The following is a 14,866-nucleotide window of genomic DNA, read 5'->3' as shown; positions in this document are numbered from 1 at the left end:
TTCATATTAACTCTGTATCAATGAATAAAAAATTTTGTATTTATAACATAATATGTAGGGTAAGCTTACATATTAAAATAAATAATTATCGATATTTAGAAAAATAGGGCACCGTCAACTTAAGGTCAGCCCTTCCAATTCACCTTAAGTCTTACTTGACATTGCAATTACGCTTCAAATGCTTTTAAATAATAAAAGTTTTAAAATACATATAGTTGAATCTAAATAATGCAAACAGCTAGTAGTTTTTTTGAAGAAGAGCTTTCCAGTATAAATTTAAATGATGCTAGGCTAAATAAAAGAGCGTTTAAAATAGGTGATAATCTCTTGAGCAACCCTGGAAGCTGTATTCAGTCATTAACAGATGATAAAAATGAAGCTAGATGTCCATATGACTTCTTTAGTAATCCAAAAGTTAATTGGATGCATTTACTTTTACCGCATCGTCAAAGTACATTGCAAAGAATAAGTAGTAATAGCAGTGAACATATTTATATCATACAAGATAGTACTTTTTATAATTATACTAGCCATACAGCTAAAGTTGATTTAGGAGTAATAGGGAAACAAGGAAGTCATATACAATTAGGCTTAATGCAGCATACATCCTTTTGTGTTGACTCAAATGATATTCCATTGGGTATTTTGGAACTTGATTTTATGGGCTATGAAGATAGCCAAAAATACTCTTCACATCGTTCTGATTTCGAGGCAATTGCCTCAAGCCGTTGGCGCAGATTTGTATCACAGAATATAAAAGAACTTAAAGATAATAAGTATAAGCAAAAAGTAATTTTATTATGTGATAGAGAAGCTGATTTTTTTGAGTTACATAATGATTTAAGGCATGGAGATCTTAAGTTTATTATTCGATGCAAATATATAAATAGACTGATCTGTCAACCTTTTACTAGACACTTGGCTATGGGATATTGTGGTTGATTAAAATAATTTCTTTCAAACTCCTCTGGTGATAAATAGTTTAACGTTGAGTGCATCCTTTGGCGGTTATAAAAAACTTCAACATATTCAAAGATACAGCGCATTGCTTGATTCCTAGTTTGGTATTTCTGATCATGTACAACTGCTAATTTCAAAGTATGGAAAAAACTTTCAGCTACAGCATTGTCATAGCAGTTACCCGTACTACTCATGCTTAATCTAATTCGATGCTTTTTAGTTAATTGATGATAAACTCGGCTTGTATATTGAGATCCCCTATCAGAGTGTAATATCAACCCTGAATCAGGCTGTCGCCTTTTAACTGCTTGATTAACTGCCCTTAAAACTAAATCAGCTGTAATACGCTGACTCATAGCCAAGCCAACAACTTTCCTTGAAAATAAGTCAACAACAGTTGCTAAATATAACCATCCTTCATTAGTTGGCACATAAGTGATATCACTCACCCATACCTCATTAGGAGCTTCTACCATGAATTTTTGTTTTAACAAATTAGGTGCAACATAATAAGGTCTTTTACTTTGATTGGTGGTTACCTTAAACTTTCTTCTTGCTTTAGCATAAAGCCCCAATTCTTTCATTAGCTTAGCAATACGTTTACGACCGACATAGATATCTAGTCGTCTAAGTAAAAGCTGTAACCGCCTTGTGCCATATTCTCCCTTTGAGTTTATGAATGCTTTGATTAACAGAGGGCGTAACTGGCTATTTATTATCTCTTTCTTAGACAAGTTACCACGACTGTACTGATAGTAAGCGCTACGACTAACACCAAAAATCTTTGCCATTCTCTCAATTGAGAAATCTCGCCGATACAAATTAATAAATTCATAAAGCTCGGCTCTTTTTACTTTTTCTTTGAGAAAATGGTTAACGCCTTTTTTAATATATCACGCTCCATGCTAACATCAGCTAATTGCTTTTTAAGCGCAAGTAATTCTTTTTCTTGTGCCGAGAGTTCTTTGGGTTTAAAGCTTTCATCTCCTCGTTGACGATACTCACTAACCCAGTTGTATAAAGTAGATTCTGCTACTCCTAATTGCTTTGTTAATTCTGATAAGCTTTTTTTACCATTAACATATAACGATGCTGCATTACGTTTAAATTCAGCATCATAAGAATGACGTTTTCTAGTTGTCATAAAGTTCTCCTGGTTTGTTGATAAGATGATAATTCATCCCATAACAAAGTGTCTACCTAATGGTAACCAGATCAAAAACAAGTGGCGCTAACATTAAAGCACATTTAATAATAAAGTGACCATGATACTGATCAATATCTCTTAGCAGTTTTGCTATATCATCAGGGTGAGATAAAAAAGCATAAGGGGTAGATTTAGCTGTTTTTAATGCATCACCGATATCGCGTGTGGGATCACGCTCACACTTCCCTAAAGCTACTGCATAACGAAATACTTGGCCACAGGTTTGCTTAACTTTCTTTGTTGCCTCAACCTTACCCTTAGCTTCTAGTTTCTTTAAAATTGTAAGCATTTCAGTTGGTAAAATATCATTGATATGTTTATTTTTAACAAAGGGAAAAATATTACGTTTTAATGAGCTTAAGACGACATCTGCATATTTTTGAGACCATTGATCTTTTTTCATTTCATGCCATTCTAGTGCAATCGTTTCAAATAAGTTCTCACCTTTGACTTCAGCTTTAATCTCTTTTCTTAGATCGGCTGGATTTATTCCTTCTCTTAATACTTTACGATAGTCATCTCGTTTAAGGCGAGCCTCTTTTAATGACACATCAGGATAAACACCTAAAGATAAAGTTTGTTCTTTATCTTGAAAGCGATATTTAAATCGCCACCAACGAGCACCATTTTTTTTAATGATCATAAATAAGCCATTGCTATCAAAGGCTTTATAGTCCTTATCTTTTGGCTTCAATGCTAGTATTTTAGCGCTGTTCAAAGGCATAGCAGGGGTAACTCCTAAATTAATCTGGGGTAACTTTTCAATTTATTTTATATTGAATTATAACAGTTACCCCCTAAATTACCCCACTTTATAAAAAGTGGCTATAAGATCATAAAAAACGTCATAAGACGAAAAACCAACGATAAATCAAGGGTTTGAAGTAGTTTTTGGGATTTTATGAGATGTAAAAATACGCCTTTATGGCGGAGAGAGAGGGATTCGAACCCTCGATGGAAGTTTTATTTCCATACTCCCTTAGCAGGGGAGCGCCTTCAGCCGCTCGGCCATCTCTCCAATTTCTATGAAAATTCAATTTAATGACTTAAATTGAACAGAAATAGATTCTACACAGCAATAAACGATTGTCAACCCACTTTCTTTAAACAAGTACTACTTTTCTTCTTCAGGATCAACATCCTGTTCATTTTGTATACGAATGTAGATTTCTTCACGATGAACAGACACATCCTTTGGTGCATTAATGCCTAAGCGTACCTGATTACCTTTAATACCAAGTACAGTTACGGTGACTTCATCACCAATCATCACAGTTTCGCCAACTCGGCGAGTTAAGATAAGCATATTAGATACTCCCTAATTTTTAACTTTATATTTCTTCCAAACTTTTTTATTAAACTTTATTTAATCGTCTTAATAACAATTTTTCATCCTAAGTATAGCGGATTTTAACACAGCTTCATTTAGACGTGTTACTTTTTAGTCTATTTAGATCTATTTGTAAATACTTATTTTCGAACAATTTCAATAAACTTTAGTTTGCCATGTAACAAAAATGTAACAATTATGACCTATAATAGCAACGTCAACAATATCGTAAAAGGCCATTTTATAATGAGTAATGACTCAGATTCACAGATTAACGGCTCGTCTTTAGATAATACAAGATTGAGTCGTCATCATTTAAAAATTTGGTTTTTATCCGCCATGGGCGTTTTTATGGATGGCTTTGATTTATTCATTATTGCTGTTGCCTTACCATTAATCCAACATCAATGGCAAATTGGTGCTGCTGAAGCAGGATTAATTGCAGCAGCGGCCCCCTTAGGTGCAATTTTTGGTGCAGGCATTTTTGGTCGATTTACAGATAAAATGGGTCGCCGTACCATGCTGATTCTAAGTGTAATGTTTTTTGTTGTCTTTACCTCATTATCTGCTTTTGCATGGAGTCCATTAAGTTTAATGGCATTTCGATTTTTATTAGGACTTGGTATTGGTGCTGACTATCCAACAGGTTCAACTTATGTCTCTGAAACAATGCCTTCTCATATGCGCGGAAAGATGATGGTTGCAAGTTTTAGCTTTCAAGCCATTGGTGCATTAATTGGTGCAGCATTAGGCCTTATTATATTAAAGAATGATCCTTCTTTAGATGCATGGCGCTGGATGCTTGGTGCAGGTGTTGTACCGGCCATTTTAGTTTTATGGCTAAGAATGAGCCTACCAGAGAGTCCTCGCTGGTTGATTTCAAAAGGTAAACTTGAGAAAGCAAAAAAAGTAGCTGCTGAATTAACTGGTAATGCCAATATCACTATTGAAGCACAAGAAGAAGAACAGAAAGTGTCTTACCGTGATTTATTCAAAAAAGATCTACTTCGCAAAACAACGCTGGCTTCTGTACCTTGGTTTTTAATGGATATTTCATTATATGGTGTTGGTTTATTTACCCCTGTTATTTTAGCTCAGATGATTACAAGTGATGGACATGACTTTATTGCTAGAGGTATTGCTGCCGCTGAAGGCTCTATTTATACTTACTTATTCTTTGTCATCGGCTGTGTAATCTGTTTTTTCCTTATCGAACGCTGGGGCAGAATTCGCTTACAAAAAATTGGCTTTATTGGTATGACAATTGGCTTATGTATTTTAGGAGCTAGCACTTATATCTCTGATAGCTCTATGCTAGTTTTAACTTTTAGTGGTCATACCGTTATATTAGGAAGTTTACAAATTATCTTATTATTTAGCGGGTTTATCTTATTTTATTTCACAATCAATATGGGACCAAATCCAACCACTTATCTTTTAGCTTCAGAAGTTTTTCCAACACATGTTAGAGCTACAGGCCATGGCTTTTCTTCTTGCATGGGTAAAGTAGGTGCTGCAGTTGGTATCTTTTTCTTACCTATTATGAAAGATAGCTTAGGACTTGGCTATACCATGTTCATTATTGCCATTAGTGCATTTTTAGGCTTTTTAATTACCTTATGGCTTGGTTATGACACACGCGGCTCTCTCGATGAAAAAAATAAAAAAGTTAAAGATAAAAAAATTATTCCATTTCGTTCAGTTGCATAAATTAAGTTCAGATAACTCTAAATTAATTATTTATTTTTTATTAACTGCTGTATTTTTGGGTTTATAACGTCTGTAATCTGATATCAAATCATCTTCTGCCTCTAACGAATCCTCTTGGCTAAGTATGATATCAGGAGTTTGAGGACGTTCTTTAAGCCCCATCAGTCTATATGCCATCTCAGCTGGAATTCTTTGCTCAATTAATCTTGATACAGTTTCAAGCTTTTTCGATGATGAATACGTCATGATTTACCTCCAAGTCAATCTCACATACAAGAAGTAACTTTTCTTGCATCAATATGCTTTTCAACACTATTTAAATGTTATCCTAACAAGACTATTAATCGTTTTAATTTTTCATTTATAACCCTAAACATAATCGTAAAATTACTTTTTGTCAAAGACAATTATAGTGATTCAAAATCATTAAGTTATTTAATATGCCTTTGCAACATAATCTGCTAACATACAGAAATTTAAGCGTTTAAATAATTTTTAAGCTACACGAAAAAAATTTATTTTATTTTTTGTTTAGCCTTCGTTTTCAATTTGCATTTGATTTTAAGGCTCTCTACAATACTCTCTATGATTATCTATTCAAAAGGCTATCACTTTTGAGCATAAAATTTAATAGCATCGGAATTATTGGCACACATTGTAACCCATTAGTCGAACAAACTGTCTCTGAGTTATATGATTACTTAGTTAGTTTAAATATTAACATTTTACTGGAAAAAGAAACTGCTGATAGTTTCACTCACCATGTACAAGCCAAAGGGTATACATTAAAAGAAATTGCTACAACTGCTGAACTTGCAATTGTTGTTGGTGGTGATGGTAATTTTCTCAATGCAGCACGGAAATTAGCCAATCTATGTGAACACCATATCCCTATTACAGGTATTAATCGAGGTAAACTAGGCTTTTTAGCAGATATTAATCCCGATGAAATAAAAACACGACTGCATGCACTATTAAATGGTCATTACACCACTGAAAAGCGCTTTATCCTAAAAACAGATGTCATTAAAAGTAAGAAAAAAACTGGTTCTATGACGGCAGTCAATGATATTGTACTATCAAGTGGTCATAGTAGTCGCTTATTTGAATTTTGGGTTAGTATTGATAATCAATATGCATTTTCACAACGCTCTGATGGTATTATCATTGCCACACCCACAGGCTCTACTGCACATGCATTATCTGCTGGTGGCTCTATTTTATATCCTTCTTTAGATGTTATTGAACTCGTACCTATGTTTCCACACTCTCTAACATCAAGGCCAATTGTTGTTTCTGCTGAAAGTACCATTGAGATTACCGTAGCAGAATATAATGATCCAAAACCTTTAGTAAGTTTTGATGGTCATTGTCATTCAGATTTAAATGCAACAGATCAAATTATAATTCGTAAAGATAAAACTGAATTAACGATACTACATCCAACAGATTATAGCTACTATCAAACATTAAGACATAAATTACATTGGTCTCGCTTACTATTCGAGTAAAATGAGGATTTTTCAAACAACACAAGCAACACCTCATTTTTACCCAAATATAAACTCCATGTTAAATCATAACAAGAAGCGTCAAACAACCCCCTAAAGTTTAAGAAAGGCCCCCCTTCCTTTGCAACAACCCTATCAAATTCATTTTAAGCAGCGCCCAATGCTAGCCATTGGCGAGATAAAAAGTTATAACGATTCATGCTTTGCTGACGGAAGAATTTTTCAAAATTCTCTTGATGTGTTTCTTCCGATGGCTCACCTGATTGAAGTTTTAAATCAAAGCGTTTAGCCCACTTACGAATCGTACCATGTTTAAAACCTAACTTTTCTTCAGCTTCTGCATAAGTTAGCCCTTCATCAACACATTGCTTTAAAGCATCTTCAGCTGTACAATTAAATTTATTTTGAATAACATGTTCAAAACTACCGCAATATTGATTAGCCATTTGCTTAACCTCTTTCTTAGTTAGCTCTTAACTTACCAACAGATTGTATTAGAGAAATCTTAAAGAAATCTTAAGAAAAGAAAAAAATTTATATTTTTTTGATTTTTTTATATTTACTCAGCTTCACCAAATCGCTGATTGATTAGTTGTACGATTGCATCTACTGCATCTTTAGCATCTTGACCACTTGCGGTAATAACAACATTTGTATCACATGAAGCAGCTAGCATCATCAACCCCATAATACTTTTGCAGTTAGCAGCAACTTGAGATGGTAAAACAATTAATTTTGACTCACTTTCATAGCGGCTAGCCAATGACACAAGCTTTGAAGCTGCTCTTGCATGAAGCCCAAGCTTATTTTTAATCGATACTGTCTGTTTATACTCACTCATTGCTAGACCTCATTCGGCAATAATTCCACGGTGACCACCATCAGAAGCAATATCAACTAACTGATCTAATGGCTTCTCTATATAATTTAATACTCTTAACAACATTGGTAAATTAAGACCACAAACTACGCGCACTTCATTTGTAGTAATTTGTGTCAAATGTTTAACAACATTATAAGGTGTTGCACCACAAATATCTGTTAAGATCAAAACGCCATCACCTTGGTCAATATCTTCAATTACAGTCTCTAAATTCTCAGGTGCATATTTTGCTCCAGCACTTAAACTCCAGGGCACAATATGAATTGATTTAGCTTTCTCAGGCATAATACCTTCTGCAACTTGATACATGCTTTCAGCTATTTTACCATGTGTAATCAACAAAACTTCTACCATTTATCTGACTCTCTATGAAATGTTGAAATAGTAATATCGCTTAAGGATAATTTCTTAGCTACTGTCTCAACAATAAATACTGATCGATGATGGCCTCCTGTACAGCCAATTGCGATATCTAAATAACTTCTGTCTTTATTAACAAACTCAGGAATCCAACTATTTAAAAATTTGGCAATATCACTTGCTAAACGTTCAGATTGTCTAAATTTCGCAAAAAACTGCACTACCTTTTCATCAAGACCGCTTAATGTTCTTAGCTTTTGATCCCAATAAGGATTAGGTAGTAATCTAACATCAAATAAAAAGTCCATCTTTCTTGGCATACCGTATTTAAAGCCAAATGAAAATAAATTAATTTGAACACTGCTATAAATAATATCAGCAGCTTGTTTAATCAACTGCTTTAATTGGTGTATAGATAACTCCGATGTATTAATATCTTTTTTTACTCGATTAGCTATTGGCGCTAATATTTGCTTTTCTTCTTCTAGTGCTTTAGATAATGGCAACTCAATGCCATGTGATAGTGGATGTTTTCTTCTTGTTTCATTATAGCGTGTAATTAATTGCTCATCTGAAGCATCAAGATACCATAACTCAAGTGAATGCGTTTTGGTTGACTGTTCAATACCATCTAGCACATAATCTAAATGCTCTATCTTATTTAAACTTCCAGAATCTAATGCAATGACGATATCACGTAATGGATACTCTATTTCTAATTGCCTAATCGTTTGTTCTAATAAAGTAGCTGGTAAATTATCAATGTAAAAATAGCCATAGTCTTCTAATAAATGCAAAACGGTTGACTTTCCTGAGCCAGAACGCCCTGTTAGCACTATTAGTTTATTCATTGCTACCTCATATTTCACATTTAATATTTGTAATTGCTTCGACTAATACGGCTAAGGGTCGATTACTACCAGTCGTTAATCGAAATAACGGAATATTTTGCCCTAAAACATTTGCTTGCTCAAGTGTAGGTAATGCAGAATCAATCGTTTGCTCATCTGATAACCAAATAATCTTATCTAATTGATACTCATCTACAATCGAATATCTATCAGCTAAATCTAATACACCTAAGTTACGAATATGAATTTTACCATAACTATGATCATTTCCATAACCGATTAACTTATCATCTTTTTGACGAAAAAGAATTAAATCATCAACAACCAATGTATGACCTTTATCTAATAAGTTTAATGCTAAATCACTTTTACCAACACCAGGCTTTCCTTGAAGTAAAATACCTTGATGATTAACGACTACGAAAACACCATGAGTTGAATAATTTTCTATGTTCATAAGGTCATCTTTCTGTTTCTGTTTCTGTTAGAATTTGATATAAAGCTTCATTTGAATCGGCTTCTCTTATTTTCTTACGATACGATTCTGAACGTAAAAGTTCTGTAACATGTGCCATAAAATCCAAATGAATACCTTTAACATCTTCAGGGAAGATAACACCAACAAAAATATCAACTTCTTGATTATCTGGAACATCATATTCAATTGGTTTATTTAATAGTACAATTGCCATTTTCGTCAATGAAACCCCTTGAACTCTAGCATGCGGTAATGCAACACCATGACCAACAGCGGTTGAACCTAAACGTTCACGCGCTAATAGTTTCTGATAAATAAGATCACTACCAATTTCTTCTGGTGTATCTAATAAATGGCCTAATACTTCAAAAACACGTTTGCGACTATTAATTAAGGCCCCTTTGACAACGCGTTCAGGAATAATAAAATTTGATAATGTAGACATTCCTTATCTCTATTTTCCTTCCTCTTCTTCTTCTTCAAATGATTCATGCGTTGCTGATTCAAATGATTCGAACTTATCTTTTTTCGTTACATGATGATTTTTCATTAGATTTTTTCTTTTTCTAACTTGACGGTCTAACTTTGCTTCTAATAAATCAATTGCCTCGTACATATTTTCACCATCTGCATGCGCCACAATATCCTTACCTGGAACCTCAATTTTAGCTTCTGCACGATGATGCTCTCTTTCAACTGACATAATCACATGCGCACTAATAATATGATCAAAATGTTTTACTAATTTACTCATTTTCTCTTCGACATAACTTTTCATTGCTTCAGTAACAGTTAAGTGACGCCCTGTAATTTGGATTTGCATATGTCATAACCTCCATCATACATAATTTATTTCTGTAGCCTAACGTTAATTCCTAGCCAATTATTAAACTACAACTTTTGTTCATCTTTATCATTTAAGATAACATCTAATGCTACCCTAACTATAATCTTACCGCTTATTGAAACAATTATCGAGTCAACGATGAGTTTTTCGTATTTAATCTTGTGTTAATTAATATTTTACCCCCTTTAAAGAGCGTAATTTCTATGGCTCCATAGTTTGCTGTATCTAAATAATCAATCTTAAGCATATGATAGTTTTTAATGACTGACTGATGAGGGAAATAGCGTAACTTTGTAATTGAATTACCAATTAGAATAACTTTAGGAGAGACTGCTTTTAAAAAAGGTAGTGTAGAAGATGTTTTACTGCCGTGATGAGGGGCAATCAATATATCAGATTTTAATTGCCCATAATGGTAATTAACTAAATACCCTTCCGCTTTTTTTTCAATATCTCCAGGTAGCAAAATACTTAAATAAGGCATCGATATTTTCAAAACACATGATAGATTATTCTTACTTGCACTGGTACTTAAATAAACTGGATTCAAGTAGCTAAAACTTGCTTGACCAACCTGCCAGCTTTGCCCTTCTTGACACCGACTAAGCTTATTTAGATAAGCAACTGGAATATGTTTATTTGATGAAGCATCTATTTTATTAATCTCTAATTGTTGTAATAAGCTTTTAGCTCCCGCACTATGATCTAAATCACTATGGCTTATCACAAGTCGATTAATATTACTAATACCAAAGGCCTTTAAGTAAGGAATAATTGCCATATCGCTCATTGTAAGATTTGGTGTCACTGCACCACCTGTATCATAAATTAATACATAGTGTTTCATTTGAAAAATTACTGCTAATCCGTGACCAACATCTAACAATGTTAATTTAGCTAAACAAGCTTCAGGCCAACTGGGTCGATAAAATAATAGCGGCAGTATAAAGATGCTACCAAAATATCGATTGGGAAAACTTTTAGGTAAAAATAGTAGTAAAATGCCAGCTAAAGCCAAAATTAAAAACCATATAGATGGATAAATCATTAAATGTATAAAAGCAATTTTTAGATGACTTAGCCACTGAAGATACCCCCATAACCAACTAAATAAATAATTTACAATAAACATTATGGTTTCAGCTAGCGTATTGCTTATCACTGAAATAATCATAACGACTAATAAACCAGGCACGATGATAAAACTAATCATCGGCACTGCAACTAAATTTGCAATAAAGCCAATGATTGAAATCCCACCAAAATAAAAAATGGTTAATGGAATTAAAGTGATCGTTGCAACCCATTGCGGCCATAATATTTTCTTTAAAATGCCACTAGATCCAATTCGCCCCGTAAATACAAATAATAAAAAACCAACTGCAGTAAATGATAACCAAAACCCAGGTGAAAAAATTGAATAGGGATTAAATAAAATGACAGCTAATGCTGCAATCATTAAAATATAGCGCTTACTTACTGAAAAGTTATACAAATAAGCAAAAGCAAATAACAACAACATAATAAAAGCTCGTTGAGTTGGAATAGCAAAGCCTGCTAATAAGCTATAGATTAATGCAACAACAACTGCAAAAATCCAAGCTGATTTCTGGGCTGCCAATACTTGTGTTAACTTAAAGGAAAAAGACCAAACTATACGCATCATTAAATACGCCCAGAATGCAACCAATCCAACATGCAAACCTGATATTGCAATTAAATGAGAAGTAGCTGTTTTTTGAAAGACTTGTCTTTGAGTAAAGTCAATGCCACTTTTTTCACCAATAATAAGTGCCGTAAATATGCCTAAAAATTGCTTATTAGATAATAATGCATTTAAATGTACTTTAAGATAATAGCGTAAGTAATTAATCGGTGCGTTATAAATACTAAATTGAATTAATTTAGCTGAATGATTAAGAATATTTCCAGTTGCAACAATACCAGATTGCCTTAAATAACGGCCATAATCAAAACCATAAAAGTTTCGCATAATGATTGGCTTTTTTAACTTTACTTTAAACTGCCATCTTTGCCCTGGTATTAATTGCACATTACCTGGCTTTTGATACCAATTGACTTTAATTTTGCCAATATCACTTTTAAATATAAATTGACTCCGATTGGCTGAATTTATCGGTAAACTATCAATAATACCTGTTATCGTAATAAACTTTCCTAATAATGGCTTTGCAAGTGATTGATAACTATTAATAACAATATAAATACCATGAAATAAGCAAAATACTGAAAATACTAACATAAATAACACAATATAACGTTTATTTTTCATTTAAAATCCATTTAGCTATTTTTTTATATTCATAAAATAATTTTGAAAATAAAATACACAAATTAGTATATCTAAAATTGAAATACAAATAACTAGCGATCATCAAAGTTAGCGGTTAATATAAACACCAGCTCTTAATAGATAATACTAAGTGACCCAATACGATGAATGACTATACGTTTTTTGCAACGACAGCAAAAGGCATTGAACCCTTACTACTAAATGAATTAAATCAGTTAGGCGCACTCAATACAAAAGAAACGCTCTTGGGTGTTTCATTGACTGCTACACTTGAAACAGCGTATCGAATTTGTCTATGGTCTCGATTAACACACCAGTTATTACTTATCCTAAAAGAAGCCGTAGAAATTGCCTCAGCTGATGAACTTTATCACCAAATTAGCCAAATTAATTGGCTTGAGCATATTGCTTATGATGGTAGTTTTCGTATCGATGTTTCAGGTAAACATACTGCTATAAAAAATACTCAGTTTATTGCGCAAAAAGCCAAAGATGCAATTGTCGATCAGATTAGAATAATTAAAGGTATTCGCCCCAGCATAAAATCATCTAAACCTGATGTTGTTGTCCAATTACATATTGCAAAGAATAAACTTACAATTAGTATTTCTTTATCTGGTGATAGCTTACATAAGCGTGGCTATCGACTAGATACAGGAAGTGCGCCATTAAAAGAAACATTAGCTTGTGCAATATTAATTAGAAGTCACTGGCCTACTAAACAAATGCTCTCAGATAATGCTTGTCTAATTGACCCTATGTGCGGTTCGGGCACCTTACTGATTGAGGCAGCTATGATAGCTTATGAGATTGCCCCTGGTATTGATCGTGATTACTATGGTTTTAAAAATTGGCTTGGCCATGATAAAGCGCTGTGGCAATCCCTTTTATTACAAGCAAAAGACAAAAAGAAAAAAAACTTAACGAAGATTTATACTGAAATTAAGGGCTTTGATATTAACTTTGAACAACTGAGTATCTGTAAAAATAATATTAAGCGCATAGGTTTAGAAAAGGTTATCGAAATAAAACAACAGTCATTAGAAGCATTAGATAGTAAACAAATAGAGCACCCGCAAGGACTAATTGTTACCAACCCACCTTATGGTGAACGATTATTAAGTAATGAAGAAGACAAATTAATCCAGTTAATTAAAGGTTTTGGTCATTGCCTAACACAATCATTTACTCATTGGAATGTTAGCATATTTACTGCAAATCCAGAGAGTATTAAAGCCATTGGCTTACGCCCAATCAAACGTTATAAATTATATAATGGTAAGCTTGAATCACAGTTATTAAATTTTATAGTTAATAACGACGCTATTTTAAAGACTGAAACAGAATTTGAAAAACTTAAGCGTAAAGCAGAGTCACACTTTAATAACCCATCTGAAAACTTAGCTATGTTTGTTAATCGCTTAAAGAAAAATAGTAAACACTTAAGTCGTTGGGCAAAGCGTAATCAACTTGAAGCTTATCGTTTATATGACCAAGATTTACCCGAATATGCCTTTGCAATTGATTGCTATAAAAGTCAAGTCCATATTCAAGAGTATAAAGCCGGTAAAGATGTTGATGCTGAAAAATCACAGAGACGTTTTTTTGAAGCAATTGGTGCAATTAAGCATTTACTCACTATTCCTTATGAATCCATTTTTATTAAAGTACGTCAAAAACAAAAAGGTTCTAATCAATATCAGAAGCTTAATAAACATGATAATTTTTCTATCATTAAAGAAGATAAAGCCAAATTTTATGTCAATCTAAGTGACTACCTTGATACTGGTCTATTCTTAGATCATCGCCTTATGCGTTTGAAAGTAGCACAAAGTGCTTGTAATAAAAAACTACTTAATTTATTTGCCTATACTTGTAGTGCTAGTACACTAGCTGCACTTTATGGTGCTAAAGAAATTACAAACGTTGATTTATCAAACACCTATTTAAACTGGGGTAAGCGCAACTTTCAATTGAATAATATTGATCTTAAAAAACATCATTTTATCCAAGCTGATTGCCTTAAATGGTTAGCCCAAACGAAAGAGAAATATGATATTATTTTCCTTGATCCACCCACTTTTTCAAATTCCAAGCGTATGGATGAAACGCTTGATATTCAGCGTGATCATATCATATTAATTAACCTTGCTATGCGCCACCTAAAAGCAAATGGTACTTTATATTTTTCAAATAATTATCGTAAATTTAAACTCGACCCTAAAATCAGTAAAAAATACCACTGTAAAAATATAAGTGACCAATGCCTTTCTGAAGATTTTAAACGTAGGCCCAATATTCATTATTGTTTTGAAATAGAGCATAAAAAATAAAGTTTTTCTTAATTTTTATTACCAATTCATGCAATATTTATAAAATAAATTTAAAATATTATACTTGTAAATCAATAATATT

At 33.0% G+C, this 14,866-nt stretch carries 17 protein-coding genes and 1 tRNA gene; 4 read left to right on the top strand and 14 right to left on the bottom strand.

Features of this window, described 5'->3' with window-relative positions; genetic code table 11:
- The first annotated feature begins 228 nt into the window (after positions 1-228).
- Complete coding sequence (locus KFE69_02010) at positions 229-942, top strand: hypothetical protein (GenBank protein ID UTW42938.1); 714 nt, start codon at positions 229-231, stop codon at positions 940-942.
- On the opposite strand, the gene KFE69_02005 is transcribed toward KFE69_02010, so the two are convergent.
- The 5 genes from KFE69_02005 to csrA form a co-directional block, all read right to left on the bottom strand.
- Complete coding sequence (locus KFE69_02005; GenBank protein ID UTW43947.1) at positions 900-1,850, bottom strand: IS3 family transposase; 951 nt, start codon at positions 1,848-1,850, stop codon at positions 900-902. The two genes, KFE69_02010 and KFE69_02005, sit on opposite strands and share 43 nt — an antisense overlap.
- The gene (locus KFE69_02000) at positions 1,811-2,104 is read right to left on the bottom strand and encodes a transposase (GenBank protein UTW42937.1); all 294 of its coding nucleotides are present in this window, start codon (positions 2,102-2,104) and stop codon (positions 1,811-1,813) included. Before KFE69_02000 ends, KFE69_02005 begins: the two co-directional genes overlap by 40 nt.
- Before the next feature lie 52 nt (positions 2,105-2,156).
- A complete protein-coding gene (locus KFE69_01995; protein ID UTW42936.1) occupies positions 2,157-2,891 on the bottom strand; it encodes an integrase arm-type DNA-binding domain-containing protein in 735 nt (244 codons plus the stop codon).
- Between the two features lie 201 nt (positions 2,892-3,092).
- Positions 3,093-3,185, bottom strand: a tRNA-Ser gene (locus KFE69_01990).
- Between the two features lie 96 nt (positions 3,186-3,281).
- A complete protein-coding gene (csrA, locus tag KFE69_01985; GenBank protein ID UTW42935.1) occupies positions 3,282-3,473 on the bottom strand; it encodes a carbon storage regulator CsrA in 192 nt (63 codons plus the stop codon).
- 270 nt (positions 3,474-3,743) lie between these two features.
- Here csrA and KFE69_01980 point away from each other — a divergent pair, with 270 nt between their 5' ends.
- Entirely contained in the window at positions 3,744-5,207 is a 1,464-nt protein-coding gene (locus tag KFE69_01980; GenBank protein UTW42934.1) for an MFS transporter, read from the top strand.
- 30 nt (positions 5,208-5,237) lie between these two features.
- Here the strand turns inward: KFE69_01980 and KFE69_01975 are convergent, their stop codons facing one another.
- Positions 5,238-5,453, bottom strand: a complete 216-nt coding sequence (locus tag KFE69_01975; GenBank protein UTW42933.1) for a hypothetical protein — start codon at positions 5,451-5,453, stop codon at positions 5,238-5,240.
- A gap of 368 nt (positions 5,454-5,821) precedes the next feature.
- Here KFE69_01975 and KFE69_01970 point away from each other — a divergent pair, with 368 nt between their 5' ends.
- Entirely contained in the window at positions 5,822-6,718 is an 897-nt protein-coding gene (locus tag KFE69_01970; protein UTW42932.1) for an NAD(+) kinase, read from the top strand.
- Between the two features lie 146 nt (positions 6,719-6,864).
- On the opposite strand, the gene KFE69_01965 is transcribed toward KFE69_01970, so the two are convergent.
- From KFE69_01965 to KFE69_01930, 8 genes are all read right to left on the bottom strand, one after another.
- Positions 6,865-7,164 carry a helix-turn-helix domain-containing protein gene (locus KFE69_01965; protein ID UTW42931.1) on the bottom strand — a complete coding sequence of 100 codons (300 nt, stop codon included), beginning with the start codon at positions 7,162-7,164 and terminating at the stop codon, positions 6,865-6,867.
- 113 nt (positions 7,165-7,277) lie between these two features.
- Complete coding sequence (locus tag KFE69_01960; protein UTW42930.1) at positions 7,278-7,559, bottom strand: HPr family phosphocarrier protein; 282 nt, start codon at positions 7,557-7,559, stop codon at positions 7,278-7,280.
- A gap of 9 nt (positions 7,560-7,568) precedes the next feature.
- Positions 7,569-7,955 carry a PTS fructose IIA subunit family protein gene (locus KFE69_01955; GenBank protein ID UTW42929.1) on the bottom strand — a complete coding sequence of 129 codons (387 nt, stop codon included), beginning with the start codon at positions 7,953-7,955 and terminating at the stop codon, positions 7,569-7,571.
- On the bottom strand, positions 7,949-8,812 hold the full coding sequence (gene rapZ, locus KFE69_01950) for an RNase adapter RapZ (GenBank protein ID UTW42928.1): 864 nt from the start codon (positions 8,810-8,812) through the stop codon (positions 7,949-7,951). The genes KFE69_01955 and rapZ overlap by 7 nt, the downstream gene beginning before the upstream one ends.
- A 7-nt stretch (positions 8,813-8,819) precedes the next feature.
- On the bottom strand, positions 8,820-9,269 hold the full coding sequence (locus KFE69_01945; protein UTW42927.1) for a hypothetical protein: 450 nt from the start codon (positions 9,267-9,269) through the stop codon (positions 8,820-8,822).
- Positions 9,270-9,273: 4 nt separating this feature from the next.
- Positions 9,274-9,735, bottom strand: a complete 462-nt coding sequence (locus KFE69_01940; GenBank protein ID UTW42926.1) for a PTS sugar transporter subunit IIA — start codon at positions 9,733-9,735, stop codon at positions 9,274-9,276.
- Positions 9,736-9,744: 9 nt separating this feature from the next.
- Entirely contained in the window at positions 9,745-10,113 is a 369-nt protein-coding gene (gene raiA / locus KFE69_01935) for a ribosome-associated translation inhibitor RaiA (protein UTW42925.1), read from the bottom strand.
- Between the two features lie 148 nt (positions 10,114-10,261).
- Positions 10,262-12,430, bottom strand: coding sequence for a DNA internalization-related competence protein ComEC/Rec2 (locus KFE69_01930; GenBank protein ID UTW42924.1), 2,169 nt, complete (start codon positions 12,428-12,430; stop codon positions 10,262-10,264).
- A 164-nt stretch (positions 12,431-12,594) separates the two neighbouring features.
- Between KFE69_01930 and rlmKL the strand changes: the two genes are divergently transcribed.
- Positions 12,595-14,784: a bifunctional 23S rRNA (guanine(2069)-N(7))-methyltransferase RlmK/23S rRNA (guanine(2445)-N(2))-methyltransferase RlmL gene (gene rlmKL, locus KFE69_01925; GenBank protein UTW42923.1), complete on the top strand. Its 2,190-nt coding sequence runs from the start codon at positions 12,595-12,597 to the stop codon at positions 14,782-14,784.
- Positions 14,785-14,866 lie beyond the last annotated feature (82 nt).

The organism is bacterium SCSIO 12844 (assembly GCA_024397935.1).
In the GTDB taxonomy this organism is placed as follows: Bacteria; Pseudomonadota; Gammaproteobacteria; order Francisellales; family Francisellaceae; genus M0027.
This window is presented reverse-complemented; position numbering and strand designations above follow the sequence as displayed.